Origin of the sequence: Paenibacillus apiarius, from assembly GCF_017052585.1 — a bacterium.
GTDB classification, from domain to species: Bacteria; Bacillota; Bacilli; order Paenibacillales; family Paenibacillaceae; genus Paenibacillus_B; species Paenibacillus_B apiarius.
This window is the reverse complement of record NZ_JAFFHZ010000001.1, coordinates 5,427,212-5,445,992: the sequence shown is the minus strand read 5'-3', so window position 1 is coordinate 5,445,992 and position 18,781 is coordinate 5,427,212. Positions and strand designations below refer to the sequence as shown.

General features: G+C 46.5%; 18 protein-coding genes and 1 pseudogene. 6 read left to right on the top strand and 13 right to left on the bottom strand.

Annotated elements, in window-relative coordinates; genetic code table 11:
• Positions 1-157 precede the first annotated feature (157 nt).
• The 3 genes from JSQ80_RS24100 to JSQ80_RS24090 all read right to left on the bottom strand — a co-directional run bounded on the left by JSQ80_RS24100 (position 158) and on the right by JSQ80_RS24090 (position 3,415).
• Positions 158-1,078 carry a COX15/CtaA family protein gene (locus JSQ80_RS24100; RefSeq protein WP_206097011.1) on the bottom strand — a complete coding sequence of 307 codons (921 nt, stop codon included), beginning with the start codon at positions 1,076-1,078 and terminating at the stop codon, positions 158-160.
• A 28-nt stretch (positions 1,079-1,106) separates the two neighbouring features.
• A complete protein-coding gene (locus JSQ80_RS24095) occupies positions 1,107-2,189 on the bottom strand; it encodes a bifunctional 3-deoxy-7-phosphoheptulonate synthase/chorismate mutase (RefSeq protein ID WP_206097010.1) in 1,083 nt (360 codons plus the stop codon).
• A gap of 266 nt (positions 2,190-2,455) precedes the next feature.
• Positions 2,456-3,415, bottom strand: a complete 960-nt coding sequence (locus JSQ80_RS24090; RefSeq protein ID WP_206097009.1) for a carbon-nitrogen hydrolase family protein — start codon at positions 3,413-3,415, stop codon at positions 2,456-2,458.
• A 252-nt stretch (positions 3,416-3,667) separates the two neighbouring features.
• Here JSQ80_RS24090 and JSQ80_RS24085 point away from each other — a divergent pair, with 252 nt between their 5' ends.
• Positions 3,668-4,291, top strand: coding sequence for a LysE family translocator (locus tag JSQ80_RS24085; RefSeq protein ID WP_206097008.1), 624 nt, complete (start codon positions 3,668-3,670; stop codon positions 4,289-4,291).
• Positions 4,292-4,507: 216 nt separating this feature from the next.
• Here the strand turns inward: JSQ80_RS24085 and JSQ80_RS24080 are convergent, their stop codons facing one another.
• On the bottom strand, positions 4,508-5,260 hold the full coding sequence (locus JSQ80_RS24080; RefSeq protein ID WP_206097007.1) for an alpha/beta hydrolase-fold protein: 753 nt from the start codon (positions 5,258-5,260) through the stop codon (positions 4,508-4,510).
• 231 nt (positions 5,261-5,491) lie between these two features.
• On the opposite strand from JSQ80_RS24080, the gene JSQ80_RS24075 reads away from it, so the two are divergent.
• The 4 genes and pseudogenes from JSQ80_RS24075 to JSQ80_RS30085 form a co-directional block, all read left to right on the top strand.
• On the top strand, positions 5,492-5,920 hold the full coding sequence (locus tag JSQ80_RS24075) for a VOC family protein (protein WP_206097006.1): 429 nt from the start codon (positions 5,492-5,494) through the stop codon (positions 5,918-5,920).
• Between the two features lie 204 nt (positions 5,921-6,124).
• On the top strand, positions 6,125-6,925 hold the full coding sequence (locus JSQ80_RS24070; RefSeq protein ID WP_206097005.1) for a helix-turn-helix domain-containing protein: 801 nt from the start codon (positions 6,125-6,127) through the stop codon (positions 6,923-6,925).
• Between the two features lie 19 nt (positions 6,926-6,944).
• Entirely contained in the window at positions 6,945-7,646 is a 702-nt protein-coding gene (locus tag JSQ80_RS24065; RefSeq protein WP_206097004.1) for a transglutaminase-like domain-containing protein, read from the top strand.
• Positions 7,647-7,999: 353 nt separating this feature from the next.
• Positions 8,000-8,248: pseudogene (locus JSQ80_RS30085) on the top strand (peptidoglycan-binding protein); the annotation flags it as partial.
• Between the two features lie 325 nt (positions 8,249-8,573).
• On the opposite strand, the gene JSQ80_RS24055 reads toward JSQ80_RS30085, so the two are convergent.
• From JSQ80_RS24055 to JSQ80_RS24015, 9 genes are all read right to left on the bottom strand, one after another.
• Positions 8,574-9,440, bottom strand: a complete 867-nt coding sequence (locus JSQ80_RS24055) for an alpha/beta hydrolase (protein ID WP_206097003.1) — start codon at positions 9,438-9,440, stop codon at positions 8,574-8,576.
• Positions 9,441-9,477: 37 nt separating this feature from the next.
• Positions 9,478-10,437, bottom strand: a complete 960-nt coding sequence (locus JSQ80_RS24050) for a FecCD family ABC transporter permease (RefSeq protein ID WP_206097725.1) — start codon at positions 10,435-10,437, stop codon at positions 9,478-9,480.
• Between the two features lie 61 nt (positions 10,438-10,498).
• The gene (locus tag JSQ80_RS24045) at positions 10,499-11,506 is read right to left on the bottom strand and encodes a FecCD family ABC transporter permease (protein WP_206097002.1); all 1,008 of its coding nucleotides are present in this window, start codon (positions 11,504-11,506) and stop codon (positions 10,499-10,501) included.
• Positions 11,507-11,516: 10 nt separating this feature from the next.
• Positions 11,517-12,536 carry an ABC transporter substrate-binding protein gene (locus JSQ80_RS24040; protein WP_206097001.1) on the bottom strand — a complete coding sequence of 340 codons (1,020 nt, stop codon included), beginning with the start codon at positions 12,534-12,536 and terminating at the stop codon, positions 11,517-11,519.
• 337 nt (positions 12,537-12,873) lie between these two features.
• Positions 12,874-14,499: an AraC family transcriptional regulator gene (locus tag JSQ80_RS24035; protein ID WP_206097000.1), complete on the bottom strand. Its 1,626-nt coding sequence runs from the start codon at positions 14,497-14,499 to the stop codon at positions 12,874-12,876.
• A gap of 154 nt (positions 14,500-14,653) precedes the next feature.
• Entirely contained in the window at positions 14,654-15,196 is a 543-nt protein-coding gene (locus tag JSQ80_RS24030) for a hypothetical protein (protein ID WP_206096999.1), read from the bottom strand.
• A 63-nt stretch (positions 15,197-15,259) separates the two neighbouring features.
• Positions 15,260-15,901: a hypothetical protein gene (locus JSQ80_RS24025; protein WP_206096998.1), complete on the bottom strand. Its 642-nt coding sequence runs from the start codon at positions 15,899-15,901 to the stop codon at positions 15,260-15,262.
• A 173-nt stretch (positions 15,902-16,074) separates the two neighbouring features.
• Positions 16,075-16,569, bottom strand: a complete 495-nt coding sequence (locus tag JSQ80_RS24020) for a MarR family winged helix-turn-helix transcriptional regulator (RefSeq protein ID WP_240463791.1) — start codon at positions 16,567-16,569, stop codon at positions 16,075-16,077.
• 50 nt (positions 16,570-16,619) lie between these two features.
• On the bottom strand, positions 16,620-17,822 hold the full coding sequence (locus tag JSQ80_RS24015) for an MFS transporter (protein ID WP_206096996.1): 1,203 nt from the start codon (positions 17,820-17,822) through the stop codon (positions 16,620-16,622).
• 221 nt (positions 17,823-18,043) lie between these two features.
• Between JSQ80_RS24015 and JSQ80_RS24010 the strand changes: the two genes are divergently transcribed.
• Positions 18,044-18,724, top strand: a complete 681-nt coding sequence (locus tag JSQ80_RS24010; RefSeq protein WP_206096995.1) for a succinylglutamate desuccinylase/aspartoacylase family protein — start codon at positions 18,044-18,046, stop codon at positions 18,722-18,724.
• The last annotated feature ends 57 nt before the right edge of the window (positions 18,725-18,781 follow it).

Here is an 18,781-nt window from a genome sequence, read left to right as displayed (position 1 = left end):
GCAACGGTACAGGTGTCACCATCCAGTAACAAAATCAAAAAACCGACCATGTTCAACAAAATGAAACAAATATATTCACAGCAAATCCTCCAAAAGTGGCGTCGCCTTCCCCCTTTCATAAAAAAAAAGCCCTTCATATGGAATGAAGAGCTCATCATTATAGCATTCGATGCTTCCATGAGCGGATGGCTGTATCCGTCAGCACGCAGAACAGCATCGTTGCCACAACATTATGGAGAAGACTTGTAAATAGATATATATTTTCGTTGTTTATCGTTGCAGTGAGCAGTCCACCGCTGCCAATCTGTCCGATAACTAACACGAGAGCATAGACGGTACCCGTCCTCAACTCGGATGACTGATCCTTGGATTTGCCGCGACGAACAAGCATATAAAATGCAGCAATAAGAATAAGCAGGACGGCAGCGGCAGCTCGATGCGCGAAGACAATCCCCGAAGCCCCGGACATGTAAGGGATAACCTGACCATTGCAAAGCGGCCAGCCCATACAACCGCCATCCGCATCCGTATGACGTATGAAAGCCCCCAAATAAATAACACCATAACAGTAGAGCCATATCCCCCATGCGATGGGATAAATACCTTTCGGGATTTGACTGGAAGAAGCATGCTCCGCCTCATTTTTCATCCGACAATTCCATACGACCAGAAGCATACTGCTGGCAACCGCAAGCAGTGATATTCCGAAGTGAAGCGCCATTACGGCCGGCTGCTGCGGCCATTTCACAGCTGCAGCTCCCATCAGTGCCTGAACGATCGTAAAGAGCAGCGTTCCGCCGGCATACCACATGGCTTCTTGATGATGCCTGAGGTAGCGCCATGTATATAGAAACGTCACTAGAATAACTATGCCAACGATCCCAGTAACCATACGGTGTGAATACTCGATCAGGGACTCCAGCGTGTAGGCCGGAACAAACTCCCCGTTGCACAAGGGCCAGTCATCTCCGCAACCGCGCCCGGAACCGGTCTTGGTAACCAAGGCTCCTGCAAGCATAACAAGAAACATACCAATGAATGAAGTCCATGCCAACAAACGGTAACGTAATGATAACAAAAGAAATGACCTCTTCTCTTTTTCTGTTTTATCCTAACCCATGGAGCAATCCGGACTGTTTGACTTCCGTGTAGAAGCGATTGAATTCTTCGAAATTCATCTGCTGTGCGGCGTCGGATAATGCTGTTGAAGGATCCGGATGCACTTCAACCATTACACCGTCTGCCCCCGCGGCCAGCGCCGCCTTGGCGCAAGGAGCCATTATATCCTTGCGGCCGGTTGAATGAGTGACGTCGACAAGCACCGGGAGATGGCTCTCCTGTTTCAGAATCGGTACGGCAGAAATATCGAGCGTGTTTCGGGTCGCTTTCTCATAAGTTCGAATGCCTCGCTCAATCAGCATAACCTGTGTGTTGCCTCGCGAAACAATATATTCTGCAGCGTGGAGGAATTCGTCAATCGTGCTTGCCAAACCACGTTTTAACAGGACTGGGGTACGCACATCTCCTGCCGCTTTGAGCAACTCAAAGTTCTGCATATTTCTTGCGCCGATTTGGATAATGTCGATATAATTGCAGGCCAATTCGATATGGGAAGGGTCCACAATTTCACTTATCGTTTTTAATCCAAACTCGCTTCCGGCTTCTTTCAGAATCTTCAGGCCTTCTATCCCCAAACCTTGGAAATCGTAAGGGGATGTCCTTGGCTTGAATGCCCCCCCTCGCATCACTGTAATGCCTGCTTCTTTGAGAGCCGCGGCTGTTTGACGAACCTGCGCATAGCTTTCAACCGAGCAGGGTCCTGCAATTATGATAGGCGTTCCGCCTCCGACCGTAATATTGCCCAAAGTAATGACCGTATTTTCCTTCTGATTTTTACGGCTTACCAGCAAATGCTTTTTGTGCTCCTCTTGTTGAAGATTCAACGAAGCCTGAAAAATCTGTTTGAACAAATGTCGGATCGTTTTATCATCAAAAGGTCCTGTATTGTTCGCGATTAACAGATCAAGCATATTCTTTTCCTGAACCGGATCAAACTTTGGAACGCCTTGCTTATTTTTCACATGTCCAATTTCCTGAGAAATGCGTGCCCGTTCCGACAGCAGCTCCAGAAGTTGAACATTAATCGTATCCAAGTCCTTACGTAATTGGTTTACATTCCTTTGTGTCATAGCCGTGTTCTCTCCTCTTTTATGATAAGTTCGCTATCCTTTAACACTCATCGTCCGAATACGTTTATTTACATTAACAGATTAGGCTAAGAAGTAACCTACCAATTTACTATTTTTTTAACAATCCAATGAGTCAGGAAAAAGGGTCGGCAACACAAAGAGAAAACAAAAAACACGACCCCAAGGTCGTGTCTGGCTAGGGGTAACCCTTCGGGCTCGCTAAAGCGAAGGATCCACGGCTTTACGTCACTGCCTCTCTGTCCGTTTCAGTTTTGCATGCCTGCAGTTCGTACGACTTCTTGTTTTTTATCGTTAACGATCAGTTGAAATACATCCGGGCGGCTGTAATGACCTGCAACATCAAAATCATAACGGCTTTGTGTGACCTGGGAAAGATCCAGTGTGGCAAACAGAATGCCTTCCTGGTTATAGAGCGGCTCAACGACATATTCGCCAAGCGGTCCTACAATGGCGCTTCCCCCTCTGCTTAGAATATCGCCGTCTTCCTTGAGGTCCTCATAGCAAGCCAAATCAGCAGGATAAGAAGCTTTGGTCGCAAACTGATTGCACGAAATGACAAAACTGCGGCCTTCACAAGCGATATGCCGAAGGGTCGCTTGCCATGTATCACGGGCATCTGCCGTAGGAGCGAGATAAATGTCAATGCCCTGCGCATACATGGCCATACGTGCAAGCGGCATGTAATTTTCCCAGCATATCAAACCGCCGATTCTGCCAAAAGGGGTATCGATGACCGTAAGCGTACTGCCGTCCCCCTGTCCCCATAAGAGACGTTCGGAACCGGTCGGAACGAGCTTGCGGTGTTTGCCCAAAAGATTGCCATCCGGCCCGATGTACACCATGGAATTATATAACGTTCCGGTGCTAAATTCCTGGTCCCGCTCCACAACGCCGATGACCAGATAAACCCCCAACTCCTTCGCCAATTCGCCAAAAGTCTCGGTTTCGGACCCCGGGATGTCGATGGCGCTTGCCCAATAGCGTTCCCAGTCTCTTCTTCCGTCGGCATTACGGCTTCCAACGCGTGTGCCGAAGCTTAGCCCTCGCGGATAACCCGGCAAAAACACCTCTGGAAAAACAATCAAATGGGCCCCTTGTCCTGCCGCCTCTCTCGTCATATTATCAATCTTGTCCATGGCGGATTGCTTATCGAACAAGATGGGCGCGGACTGAACGGCGGCTACCTTAATATAACGATTTTTCATTCCACCCTCCCTCGCGCTTCCTCACTGAATTCCGACTTGACCACTATAATAAAAGAAACCAGATGAAAAGAAACCATCCATTCTGATTTTATTAGAACCAACCGCTTCGCCGGTCGAAGCGGTTGGTTCTAATGCGTATCTAATTGGGCGATTGCTTTTCACGGATGGATCACAAACAAATATTGAATTTTAATGCTAAAGTGTGTATATTGATGAACATATGAAGACATCAAATTTGAAAGAAGTGGTTTTTTGAATCTATTTTTCACATATCTTCTCGCGGGTCTTGCAATTGCAATGCCTGTAGGAGCAATGACAGTTGAAATGACGAAGCAAGGTCTGAAAAAGGGTTTTATGCATGGTTGGGCTGTAGGATTAGGTGGAATGACAATCGATTTATTATTAATTATTGCATTATATATGGGATTGGCTTCTATACTTTCTATATCTTACATTCAAATACCAATGTGGCTTATTGGCGCATGTTTCTTAGCGTTTTTAGGCTATGATTCCATAAAAAACTCTGATCAAGGCATTACGTTAGCTGGTGATAAACCAAACGGATCATTTCTTAGCTCATATCGTAATGGCTTACTCGTAGCTGTTTCACCAGGATATCTCGTGTTTTGGATTTCTGTTTTTGGCGCTGTACTTTCTGATTCTTATGATACGACACAACCGACAAAATTTTTAATCGTCGGCGCGGGAATTTTAGCTGGTATACTAGTCCATGATGTTGGTCTGCTTGCTATTGTTGCGGTAACAAGAAAAGTAATGAGTCAAACCATGATAAAATGGGTATCCATAATCGCTGGATTTATTTTAATAGGTTTTGCGGGATATTTCTTATATGAGTTTATAATAGGAATACTATAGTTTTCATTTTAAGTTGATAGCTATGTGGTAGAACCCCTTATTCATAATTCATCCAATTTTCAAGCTTTAGGAATTAATGATTTACGCGAACATCCCATCAATGGCAGCTACGTGTGGGTCATTAAATGTCAGCTATACCCAATAGATTAGAAAATAGGCTTATTTTCTAATCTATTGGGTGTGATGTTCGTTGTCATGGGGCACCATCTCCTATTATCATTCTCCGTTGAACAGCCATTGCAGCGCTTCCGGCACATAACGCACCCCGCGTTCAAACGAATGAAACTCGCTTTCGTAAATATCTTGACGCGCCGTATGCTCCGTAAACCCATTTTGCAGCAAATAGTCGTAGACTGTCTTGTTGTTCGGGACCATCCAATGCTGACCGTTAGTCCGTCCGCTTCCTTCGGCGTGTCCGACATTCATGTACAATCGTTGGCCCGTATCGCGAATCGAGAGCTGCTGTACCCATTCCACGATCCCCGGGAACCAGAAAGACCCGGAGAAGCTGCCGATTCTGCCAAATATATCAGGATACAGCATTCCCGTATAGAAAGAGATGAGTCCCCCCAACGAAAATCCCATAATCCCCGTATGCTTCAGATCAGGGAACGTACGATAGTTGCTGTCGATGTAAGGCTTTAACTCATTGGCGAGATAAGCGGCGTAAGCGGAGGCATGACCTCCAAACATACGACTCGGCTCAAATGCATTCGGCGAAACAAACGGCGTGTATTCGTCATTGCGATCAAGCGACGCGATTCCGACAAATATAATGCCCGGCAGTTCCCCCTTGGCTGTTAATTCCCTAACCGCTTGCAGGGTTCCGCTCTCCTGCGGATCAATCAGATTTCCGCTATCTTGCAAATAAACAACTGAATAGCGTTGCTCGCTCTCAACATATCCCTCAGGTAAATAAATAAACAACTGACGCTCCTGAAATGTATCCTGCACCATCAATGTCTGCACGTCGAATCCTCCTCACATCAATCGTATACACACGCTAAACGATTGGATGATTGTTAACAAGTGAAAGCTAGTACTCATTTGCTCATTATACTTGATAGAGTTTTAGCAAATGCATCTATATTCACATTCCACAAATTTTAATGCGAAATGTATATTTGATTACGGATCGTTAAATGATACAATATGAAAAAATTAGCAACAACAACGATTTGAAACGAAGGAGCGAAACGAATGTCTGTTGATGTTTATCTTAATTTCAATGGGAACTGCCGCGAAGCTGTAGAGTATTACGCCCAAGTTTTTGGAACGGAACAACCGCAAATCATGACCTTTGGCGAGACACCGCCAGACCCTAATTTCACACTTCCGGAGGAAGCGAAAAATTTAGTCATGCACACACGGCTTAACATTCAAGGCAGCAATGTAATGTTTTCCGATGTTTTTCCCGGCATGCCTTTTATTGCGGGTAACAACATTAGCCTTGCGATCGTCAGCAAGAACCTGGAAGAAATCCAATCGTATTTTCATCAATTGAAAGAAGGCGGCAAGGTCGGCATGGACCTCCAAGAAACGTTCTGGAGCAAATGCTACGGAAGCGTAACGGACAAGTTCGGGATTGAATGGCAATTTAACTATGACAGTGGAGAAACGGGAATGTAATGGATTGCCAATCATTCTGTAAATACAAAGGATATGGACCTTTTTTTGTGCAGACAAGCCAAGGTTCTGTATCCTTTTTTCTTCCCTCAAACTATCCTTCTTTATTATGGCAATGAGAAGCTTGCTTTCCCTCCCTGCTGTTTGTATAATTCGGGTCAATGCACCCTACTGCCAGACAACAATGTAAGGAGGTCACTCGCTTCGATGATTCAATCTCCCCACGATCTTATTCTGTTTTCAAGCAGGGATCATATCTCGTTTATCACGAACAAAGTAGACACTGACTATCACAACCATAATTATATCCAGATTACGATAGGTCTCAACAATGATTTTCATATCACAATTGAAGAAGAGTCCCTTCGGGTGAAAGGGATCATTCTCGATTCCAATACACACCATAAGTTGCACGGCGGCCAGGAATGGCAATGTTACGTATTAGTCAATCCTGAATCTGTCTTTGGTGAATTACTGAAACGAACATATCTGCAGGACAACCGTTATTCTGTATTGGCAACTCATCAAGCCGATCCATTACAGCAATTGGCTGCTCGAACTCTGTTCTCGCTAACTGGCTCCACCGGGTACAGCGAGTTCATCACCACATTCAAACAAATATTAAAACTCCATGATTCTGCAATCGAGCATGCTCTGGATGATCGAATTCAAGATGTAATAACCTATATCGAAAAGTACCCCATACATAAACTGTCGGTCAAAACTCTCAGTCAACTGATTTATTTATCGGAGAGCAGGCTGTCACATTTGTTTAAGGAGGAAATGGGGATTTCTTTAGTCAGTTATATTCTCCATCACAAATTGGAACTGGCATTCCATTTTATTTTTGGCGGCTTCACGATTACAGCGGCAGCTCTGGAGGCCGGCTTCAATAGCTCTTCGCATTTTACCCGCAGCGTACGGGATAAGTTGGGGATGTCTCCGCGAGCAATTATACAGAATAGCAGATATTTGCAAGTCAAGGAACCCGGTTACCCTTATATTTAATCTAAAAAGGGTGAATGGCATGCGCCGATATTTGCAAACGACAAAATTAGTCAATTTTAACCATCCTTCGATTCAACAATTGATTATGCAGCAGCAGTGGCACAAGCTCAATGAATATGAAAAAATCCGCCGCGTGTATGATTATGTGCGCAACGGCATCAAGTTCGGCTATAATCGGGGCGATGATATCCCCGCTTCTGAGGTTCTTCAAGACGGTTACGGGCAGTGCAACACGAAAAGTATCCTGTTAATGGCATTATTGCGGGGAGTGGGCATACCTTGCCGAATTCACGGGTTTTACATTGATAAACAAATGCAAAGAGGAGCTCTTACCGGAACCATCTATTTATTTGCTCCCCAGAAAATCGTTCATGCATGGACTGAGGTGTATTTCAATAACGAGTGGCAGGCGCTAGAAGGCGTAATCATTGACGATTCTTATCTGGAGCGAGTAAAGGATAGACTATGCAGCGTAAACGGGGGTTATATCGGATTCGGCATATCGGTAAAAAGCAAAGAACGAATCAATCTCTGCTGGCAAGGACAAAGCACATATGTGCAAAGTTTTTCGATTACGGAGGATCTCGGTTATTATGATCATCCGGATGAATTTTTTGTGAAATACAACAATACGAAGGGATTCCTAATTAAGAGTTTATTTAATTTTTGGCGCAAAAGAATTAATAAAAGGGTGGGGGCGATCCGAGACGGCAAAGGCTAAAGCTTAATCCAGACGTACAGATAAGGGTTCCCATAAGAGAACCCTTTTTTTTCTTATGACGGCCAATACAAGAGTCAAGAGCTTGCACGTGCAGGATATAAACATCTGGATATTTTAAAATACTTTTATGAACCATGTTATAAACCGATAGCAACGGCTACAAGTCCTGGTGTAATCTTTCAAGGACGTCCAACTCCGCCTCCAGAAACAGTCTTGCAAGAAGGCGCAACCGGTTCCCATGTACGTGAAATTCAAGTCTATTTAAACGAGATCTCTAAAAAATACCGTGAAATACCTAGCCTCGAAGTAGAGGCACTTATGGAAAAGGAACAAAAAAAGCCGTTGAAGCCTTCCAAAAAATATTTACGATACTACAAAATGGGATTATAGACTTCCGGACATGGTGTAAAACTACAAACGTCTATTATTCTACATTAGAGTATAGGGATAATTATGAGTCTATCCCGCATCATACAGCTTTGCCAACAAACCCATCATCTTTTAATCCAGAGTTAATCAATCAACATCATCTTGCGCACCAACACCATCATCATCTAAATAATCATCGGAATATCCCGTATTATTACAACTACTTTTATTGAAACAGCTGATGAGTTCATGGCATTTACATGCCAATGAACTTCAGATGATGCCTTTCACTTTCAATTTAGGTTAATTAAGGTGCAGGGCAGAAAATTCTGCCCTATTTATCACCATATCACTAAACTTTTTTTCATCCACGTAGTCCCTTCTGCTCTCTCATCATAGGTAGATGTAACTCTGCCAATTACAATATCATACTTAGGCTGACTTTCGTACACTTCGGCGCAACAAAAAAAGGCACTAACGTAATAGTTAGTGCCTTAGCGGACATCACATTAAATTGTAATTGTATCTCTCTCAATCTTGTAAAGAGAGTGAAACACATCATACAGAACTCGAGGCAAACCGCACGGCTCGGCTAATCAAGGCCGGCAGCACCGATATGTGGCCTTCTCCCTCGAACTCTTTGAACTCTGTGCGCACGCCATGGCTTGCGAGAGCAGACAGGCGTTCCGCAAGCTCCCGGGCGTTTTCATTCATGCAGCTCCAGTGTAATTTCTCGACTTCCCCCGCCGCTATCATGATGTTGACGTTGATGTTGTTGTTGTCCTGCTTAACACGCGATACGAATTGACGCTCCGCTTCAAGCAGAAACGGCTTGTTCCAATGTATGGAAGGACTCCCTGCAACATACGTCTGGAACGTGTGCGGCTTTGTAAAAAACACTTGCAGCGCAAACAACCCGCCCAAAGAGTGGCCAAAGATCGTTTGTCTGCTCTTATCGATCACATACTTGCGTTCAATCTCAGGCTTCAGCTCCGCTTCGATAAATTCCAAAAACGCGTCCGCTCCGCCCATATTCGCCACGACGCCGTCCTTCGGGCTAAAGGGCAGCTCTTCAACTCGGGTTAGCAAAGTAAAGTCATGAAAGCGGGACGGATCGAACGGCGCCTCCGTCTGGTATCCAATTCCGACGACAATCGCCGGCTGCACCCCCGTCTTCTCGGAAGCGCGTGACTGCACGCGTACCGTCTCCACCATCGTACCGAATACGGAGTTGGCATCCAGCACATAGATGACTGGGTATCCCGCAGACGGCGGTTCCTCGCTGGGCTTGGCCACGAATATCCGATAGTCGCGGTTGCCCCCGCGCGAACGCATATCCCATTGTTCCGTCCGGGGTATGGTGACCATGCTGGCAGCGGCTTCATTGACAGCCGAAGCGGTCTGGATGTTATCCTGGTTAGCCATTCTCTCTTATTCCTCCCTGCTTCTATCCATTGCGCTTTTAGTTCCGGCCCTTTTTTCTGTACAGCAAAAATATGAAATAAGGAACCCCGATAATGGCAATAACGATGCCTACGGGCAATTCCGCTGGCGCGAAGACCGTCTTGCCAATAAAGTCAGAGACCAGTACCAGCACAGCCCCGACGATACCGCACACCGGAATGATGCGCCGATGCGAGTTGCCGACAAGGCGCTTCGCGATGTGAGGGGCCATCAGGCCGATGAATCCGATTCCTCCCGAAACGGATACACATGCGCTCACAATGCCGATGCTGCATAATAAGAGCACCGCTTTTTCTTTTTCCGAGGCTACGCCTACGCTGATGACACTATCTTCATCCAGATGAAACAAATCCAGAATATAAGACTTTCTTACGATAATAGGAATGAGAAAGACGAACCATGGAACAATAGACAAAATATATTTCCAATTGGCATTGTAAATGCTGCCCGAATTCCATACTGCCGCCATCTCAAAATCGCTGGCATTCATTTTCAAAGTCAGATAGAGCGAAACAGCTCCTAAACCTGCTCCTATTGCAATACCAGTCAATAAGAGACGTTGTGATTCCAGCCTTCCATCCTTCCAAGAGAACAGATAGATAAGCATGGCTGCGAGAAGCCCGCCCATTAAGCCGAACAGCGGCATCGCAAAAATGGACGCCAAGCCATCTCCCTTAATCTGGCCTTGAAAGAAAAACAGAAAAATAACCATGGCCGCACTGGCCCCCGAGTTAATCCCCAGAATACCCGGATCGGCCAACCCGTTTCTCGTAATGCTCTGAATGACCGCCCCTGCAATTCCCAGCCCCATGCCGACGAACAGGGCAATGACGATCCGCGGCAGGCGGAACTCCAGAATGACCAGATCCTGATCAGGCTGCGGGTCAATGCGCAATAACGTGCGAATGACATCCATGACCTTAATGTCAAAGGCGCCATTCGTCAGACTCAAATACATCGTAATAAAAATAATGGCTATACCGACGACCAATACCGTGGCGTAGCGGCTTCCAGATATTTTATTCACGCTTCCCGCCTCCCCTCGTCCGGATTAAATAGAGAAAGAAGGGAACGCCAAGGATGGAAGTGACGACACCAATCGGCATCTCAAACGGATAATTGACGAACCTGCTGAGCACGTCGCACAAGCCGAGGAATATTCCTCCAATCACTCCGGCGCAAGGAATAATCTTCTTATAATCGACACCTGTCAAGAAACGCGCAATGTGAGGAACAATGAGTCCCACAAAGCCAATCTTGCCTGCGAGCGCTACCGAAATACCCGTTAAAATGACAACGCTCAATGTAGCCATAAACTTGATCAGCTTCGTTTTTTGTCCCAGGTTTACGGCAATCTCTTCACCAAGCGAAAGAACCGAAATTGATTTTGAAATCCAGATTGCCATCAGGATGCCGACCAGTGCAAAGGGAAGCGCCAGCTTGATAAGTCCTGGGTCCAACTGGTGCAGCCGCGCATTAAACCAAAAGCTGATATTTTGCGATACTTGAAAATAGGTTGATAAAGCTGCGGAAACGCTGCTCAAAAAGGTGCCGATAATCGTGCCTAATATAGCCATCCGCACTGGAGAGAGCCCTCCGGGAAGCAAGGCGGCCAAGCCAAAAACGATGACGATGCTAAGCGCCGAACCCATAAAGGAGAACATGATCATGTCCATCGACGAAGAATTCGGCATGAAAACCATGCAAAGCGTAATCGCAAAGGCCGAACCGTCGGTAACCCCCATAATAGAAGGGGATGCAAGATAATTTCTTGTCATCCCCTGCATAAGCGCCCCCGAGATGGCGAGGAAAGCTCCGATTAACAAAGCCCCGACCACTCTCGGGATTCTCGAATGCATAATAATCTGATGATTCACATTGCCCGGATCGAAATGGAACAGCGCATCGCGAATCGTGCTTACCTCGATATTCTTGGCTCCGTATAAAACCGACAAGAGGATCGTAAGCACAATGAGAAACGGTGAACTCCACAGGATTAGGGCCGAAGCGGAAATCCTTGATCGCATATCCCTCTACTCACTTTGCTTGAACTAGTTTGCTGTTATTCACGGCTTCCAAGAAAGCGAGTTTGCTGAAAGCTGTGCCGCCTTGCGCGGTCGGATCGACCAGATTGACAAATACGTTGTCATTCTTCACGGCATTGATGCTCTTCCAAATTGGATTGTTTTGCAATTCCTCCAGCACCTTAGGCGTATCTTTATTTTCAGTTTCCGAAAATTGTACGAAGAGGTAATCCGGATTCATCTCGGACAGCTTCTCAATGGAGATGAGTTGCTGAGCCTTCGCTTCCTTCACTTCTTCCGGTACCGTTGCTCCCAGATCCGCATATACCGACGGGTTGAAGAACACATTTTCAGGATAGATAAACATGCTGCCAGCCCGGACTCTAAGCGTCAGAACGTTTTTGTCTTTAATGATAGGCCCGATTTTTTCCTTCAAGGCCGCAGTCTCGTCATTGTACTTCTGCAACGCTTGCTTGGCTTGCTCCTGCTTGCCTGTCAGCTCGGCCAGCAAGTTCAGGTTGGCTTCCCAGTCAGTCGCAATATGCGAGACTGGAATGGTTGTCGTGACTTTGTTCAATTTCTCCAGAGCTTCGGCAGGGAACTTCGTGCTTGCCAGAATGACATCCGGCTTCAGCTTCAAGATGGTTTCAATATTTGGCTGAGACTTCTCCCCGATTCCTTCCGCGCCTTCAGTAATCTTGGCGAACAGCGGCGCGAATTGACCGCCGGTTGTCATGGCTCCAACTGGTTTTACGTCAAGCACCAGCGCGTCTTCCATCGACTCCACCGATCCGGTGATAACGATTTTCTCTACTTTCGTTGGCACTGTGTATTCTTTGTCCAAATAAGTAATGGTTCTTGATTCCGATTGGGCGCTCGACGCACTTTCGCCCGTGCTGCCTTGAGACGCGTTTTCCGTTTGCGCGCTCTCCGTCCCGGCATTGGCCGGCTTGGCTTCCTCTTTGGCTCCGCAAGCCGATAATGCAAACACCATCATTAACGCTAATCCTAATGCCCATACTTTCTTTTTCATTCTACTATTCCCTCTCCATCATCATATATTGGGAAGCTTCATTCTAAGAGCTTCCGGTAAATGTGTGCATAATGTAGCCGTTCATCTTGGTCTGTACCGGCTTCACCTTGAGGATCCTGCATCCGGGATACTCCTCTGAGCTATGTATAGATGCAGCCCTCCCCCATTCATCGAACAAGTGCCACGGCATACCTCCCAAATGATTAAATCCGGCTTTGTTGAAAACGATTATCACTATACTGATAACAATTCTCATTAAGATTATAAACCACGTCTCCCGCAATCGAACATGGACAATATCCAGAATCATTTTGGACGATTTCCATATGGCGCGTGATTAGGAGGAAACTTGCTGAACATTCTCAATCAGTTGCTTCAACAAGTCATCCACCATTCGTTCACAGGCATAGGCGGAATATTCCCGCCATGGATCGGAGGAGATTAAATAGACATGATTCCTGCGGACTGCTTTCAAATCCCGCCATTTCCGGGAGGTTTGCAACGATTGCCAATGGCTTAATGAATCCGGCTCTTGACATACGTTCAGCAGGATCCGATCCGCATCCAGCTCCGCCAATTGATCCAATGTTATGACTTGTTTGCAAGATGCGGGCTCTACACCGGGCACCCTATTCAACTGAAGATCATGGTATAGCACATCATTCATCCCCCGAGCCGGACAGACATAATAGTGTTCCTTATGAATGCTCATAACGAGAATGGTATCGTCCTGCAATTCCCGATTCAGCCGCTCCCGGGCGCACTTCACCTTCTGCTCATAATTGAGCAGCCAAGAATCCGCTTCTTGCGAGACTCCCAAAAATCGAGCCGTCGACTTCAGTTGCTCCCGCCAATCTTGTTCCTTCCATGGAACATAAAATACAGGCGCAATGTTTTCCAGCTGTTCCATCTCGCTAGGGTGCAAATGATCTTTGTCGCAAATCACGATATCCGGCTGGGCAAGATGAAGCGCTTCAAGATTGGATTCCCAATCCTGATTAAACCGGTAGGCGCTCAGGTGCACGGGAATATCAGTCCGATACGTTTTGTAATAATATGCCGTCCATTTCGGGTGCAGCGGAGCGGCATATGGAATCATCTTGAGCGCCAGCAATTGCCCGAGTATGGAAGCCGTATAAGCCACGATTTTGCGGCGGCGGTTTTTCATATAAACCGTAGGCGATACCCCTACCACTTGCTTGAACTTGCGGCTAAAATAAAACTCGTCGTTATACCCCACTTGATGAGCGATGTCACGCAGCCGGGCGTCCGATTGGGCCATAATGTGCTTTGCGCAGTTGAGCCTCACTTCCGTAATATAGTCGATTGCGCTCTTGCCATAGGTCCTTTTGAATAAGTCAACATAATACTTGGGGCTAACCTCCGCTATGCGAGCCAACTGCTCAATCGTCAAGCTTTCATTATAATGGCTCTCGATATATGCTTTGGTGCGTTCCAACGCCGCACGAGGGTCAGACTCCGGCTGAAGCCGGATATTTTTCAACGAACAATACAATAATTCCTGAAAGGCTGACTGCCCGCGGAATCGTTCCAGCGACTCTTCAGAGCGCCAACAGCTATGCAGCAATTCACATAAAATAATCATCTCGGCAGCGGAATGAACCGGCAGTTCTCCTTGCAGCGGGAACGCCTCGGCCAATTCCGACTCGTGACAGATATCGAACTTGACGACATACATCTCCACTCCTTCCTCTGCCGCAGTGGATACGCCGACGGTTTGCCCGGGCACAGCGAAATGGACGGCATCCTGCCTCAAACGGTAATCCTGAAGATCCAACGTCAATCGGCCCTCGCCATTCTTTACTATAAACAAGACATGGGATTCAATGAGCTGCTGCTCCATCTGGCCGACACGCGCTAATTCGACGTTCCGCAGCTTGAACCATAGACTGTCCAGAAATGTATGTGTCTGTACTGGACCAATGCGTGAATATTGCAACATGGACACCCCTATCTAAAACTCGAAAATGATAATCATTATCATTATATTAAATTAGCATAGTGTACAAACCGCAGTCAAACAGATCAAGCTGCAAAAAAAGACCAGTCTCGCCGAGAGACCGATCTATCATAAGCTATGGCATAACTTGTCCACACTATTTGGTCACTTCCCAGTCTTGGCCCTCATAATGCTTCCATTCGCTATCCATCGATTCATTGAGCGCCCGCAACGGAATTTCAAGCAATCTTCGGTCTTCCTGATCGAACACTCTTTTTCCGTCCATAATCAATGCCCTGGCAAGCTCATCGACCGCCCGCTTTTCATTCCCAAGCTTATCTTGGACTTGCCCCAGCCTCAAATGCAGCAGCGGATTGCCGATTGTAATTGGAAAATGCATAACATAAGACAAATTATGCCTTGCTGCGATATAATCCTCATTATAAATGTTAATATGCGCAATTCGGATTAAAATATATCGGCCGACATTGCCGCTTTGTTCTCTTCTCTGCAATGCTTTGTACATGTCCCACAGCGTCTCTATCGCTTCGGCAAACTTGTTTTCCCTGATTAGAGCTTCAACGCATGCCATTATATCTTGTTGTTTCAAGCTTAACTTCGGAACCGAAATGTATTCGTTAATCTTGTTTTCCATTCTATTGGTATCATGGCCCTCTTCAACCTCAGCATCAAAGTTCATTTTTTTCATCTCCTCTGTCCCAATGTGCCGTAAAGTCAAAGTCATTTATCGGTAACGCTTCGGCTATTGAACGTATATTAAATAGCTCGCAGGCAACACCGTTTTCAGTTCCTTCAAAAACTGCTTGCTCTCTATTGTTTTTAATTCTTTTAATGCCAGAATCGCGGATACTTTGCCATTGTGCATACCGTTTTTTGCAACCTCGAACAATTGCGCGGCCGCCGCCGTATATTTCCGTTTTCGAATGATCTCGACTGCCTTGTCCTGCACGTACATATCGTCCGACAACAAGTATTCATAAAGATGTTCTGTTCTTGAGCACGGCATGAGTGTCAGCTTCGAAAAGATCAACTGCAGCCTAAAGTCCTCATCCAGCCCCTCTTCCATGATAAGCCTGTCTAGCTCTGCTATCGCTTCATTGTCCTGCATGCTGTATTCATCATCATCTGATAAAGCAGGATAATCATGCAAAGGGCAAATATTTTGATGGCATTCAAGCTCTTGGAAGATGCTCCTTAACTCAATAATTTCTTCTGTATTCAAGATGCGATACATCGCATCTTCCGCATTCCTTTTTTCTTCATATTGCAGCAAGCCATGGAGCACATCTGCCGGAATGCAGATTGAGCATTCCTTGCTTAACGCTGCAGGAGTGAACGGCAGCTCTCTCCCGTCTTTGCTTCTGCAATCATCGAATACATCCATACATCCTCCCCCCATCATTTCTTTGAATTTGTCGGAATTGGATTCATTTTGAAATATGTCTATTGTATTCATCGGTTAAAATCAAAAATATTGAAGGTAAAAGAGTTCAGCTTGCAAGCAAAAAGCCCGCTGCGAAGCGGGCAGATGTTTTAAAGCTCGGCATCGAGCTTTTTTCAGAGCGGTGAGCTATTAAGCTCAGTCAAATCTTTCAGGAAGCTCGCGATTACCCTCAGCTCCTCTTCTGTATAACGCTCCAATAAATCCTTATGTTTGTTCTCCAATTGCTGATGCAGCTCATCATGTACGTACGCCAGCTTTTCCCCCTCCGTGGTCAGCCGATAATATATTTCCTTTTTGTTATCCGCACGGTAATGTTCACGAACGAGCCCCCATGCAATGAGCTTGGCAACGGCTTTCGATACGCCGCCCTTGGTTACGTTAATGTGATTCGAGATAAAAGTCACGTTTGAGTCCGGACATTTCCCGATTTCATGCAGCACGTGGAGCTGGGTCAAAGTTAACTTGTCCAGATGCAGACAGACCGCTTCTTGGTCCGCTTCGCTTTGCTGTTCAATGATGGCAAGCGCCTTTTCCCGTTTGAATTCTGCGCTTCTGTCTCTTGTGTGCAAATAATCGGCGAGGTTGGCGTACACTCTGTTCTTCAGCATGCTCCGCTCTTCCATGTACAATTGATATCTCCTTTACAAGTTCCTTGATGCTAGCTCGGCGACACATCGCCTTTGCCATTCATCCGAATCGCCAATACGAAGACGATGACGGCAAAGGTGACCCCGAACAGCAAGAAAAGCCAAAGGTTGCTTAAAGTTAATAATAATATACTGCTTGCCATTGGACCAGCCGCCATCCCCATATAGCGAACCAAGTTGTATACGCCCATTGCGGTTCCCCGGTTCCCCTCGAATTCGTTCGCTAATAGAGTGGTATGTGTCGGCATCGTCAGCCCCGAGCATACACCGTATAGGATCGCGGACACAGTGAGCAAGACGATCGAAATCGTGCTGGTGACCGCAAATAAAATGACGCAGACTGCGGTCAGCAAGCTGCCCAGCAAGAGCAATGTTCGCTGTTCCATCTTCTGCTGGACGGTCTTGTAGAGTCTGCTTCCAAGCATGGTGCTGACCGCCGTCGGCAAATATAGGAGTCCGATGAGTCCCAATCCCAAGTGGTACTGATCGGCCAATATGATAGGCAGACTGACGAGAAAGGCAAAGTAGATGAAATAATGAATAAATCCGATTGCCATAATGGCTTGCCCCCATTTACTTTTAAAGACAAAGACATATCTGTGAAAAGAATTTCCTCTGGCATGAACAGCTCGATGTTCGGTTCTCTTGGGAAAATATTTGAGATTCATGGCGAATAAGATAACGGAGATGATGACCAGGAACAAAAAAATGCCGCGATAACCGGCCTGTTCACCAATAAACGCTCCTGCGACCGGACTGATGGCCGGCGCCAGCGCCAGCATCGTCTGGTACGTGCTCATTGCGTTCCCGCGGGCCGAACCCTCGAATAGCTCGCTTATCGTCGTTGACGCTACGAGCGGGATCGCCGCGATCCCTGCTGCCTGAACGACTCTGAATACGATAAACAGAGTGAAGCTGGACGTTAGCGCGCAGCCTAATGCGCCTGCAACGCTTAACAAAATGCCAGGCAGCAGAACCCTTTTTCCGCCTTTGGCGTCAATAAGCGGCCCATATACGATCTGCATGATGGCGAGCACGAACATAAAAATCGAAACAGAAAAGTTGATGAAATGCAATGGCACTTGAAACGAATCTCTTAACAAGGGCACAATGGGGGAATAAATATTTTGTGTCACCGATGCCAGCAACGCGCTGATGCACACTAAATAGAGCAAAAATGCCGGCGAGGCAACATGTTTGTGTTGTGATGCCATAACTAGTACCGCCTTCCGTTGTCACTATTATTGTTTCCTGGAAACAATAATAGTATTTCACATGATGCCGATTTAGTCAAGCTCATCTCTAGATTGCTAACCGTTGTGAAAAGGGACCAGCCAAGACGAAATGATCGCCCTTGACATGTTGTTTGCCCGTTACGCGATCGCATTCATGTTCGTACCTTAATAAGTAACATGGAGGGTGGAGGTGAATGCAAATGGATATCATGCAGGGGGAACTGGCGATCGGCACGAAATTCCATACCCCTTATTACATTGTCAAGGGTTCAGGCGATGGAGCCACTGTCATGATAACGGCTGGTATTCACGGGAATGAAACCGCGAGCGTAAGTGCGGCAAAGCAGTTCGTTCACTCCCTGCAGAAGGGACTTCTCCAACTGCATAAAGGGACCCTCATTATCGTTCCGCTTGTCAATCAACAAGCTTATAAAAAGCGAATTCGGGGAATTCCTGATTTGAATCGCACCTTTCCGCGCAAAGCCCATGATAAGCCACGCCACCCCTTGTCTGCGCATTTGTTTCGATTGGCCGATCAATACCGGCCAGCCTGGTATATAGACATGCACGAAGCCAATGGACTTTCCCGGCTTAACCCGAAGGTTCTGGGCCAATCGCTGCTGACAGACCGTCGCAGTCCATCCGTAAAAACAGTCAGACAAATCGTAAAGCGCATCAATCGATCGATTGAACGACAAGCCACGCATTTTACCGTTCGGCTGCGCGAACTGCCGGGATCGGGCCGCACGGCGGCCGCCCGTCTGTTGCAAGCCAATGCGGTTACCGTCGAAACATCCTGGAGCTTGCCCCACTCTATTCGGGTCAAGTATCAGAAGAACATCCTGCGCCAGTTTTTAAAAAGAGCCGGCTTGATGCAATAACGAAGCGGGCTGGCCATATCCAGATCACGCGTTCCGAACGGTCGCAAAAAAGGGATC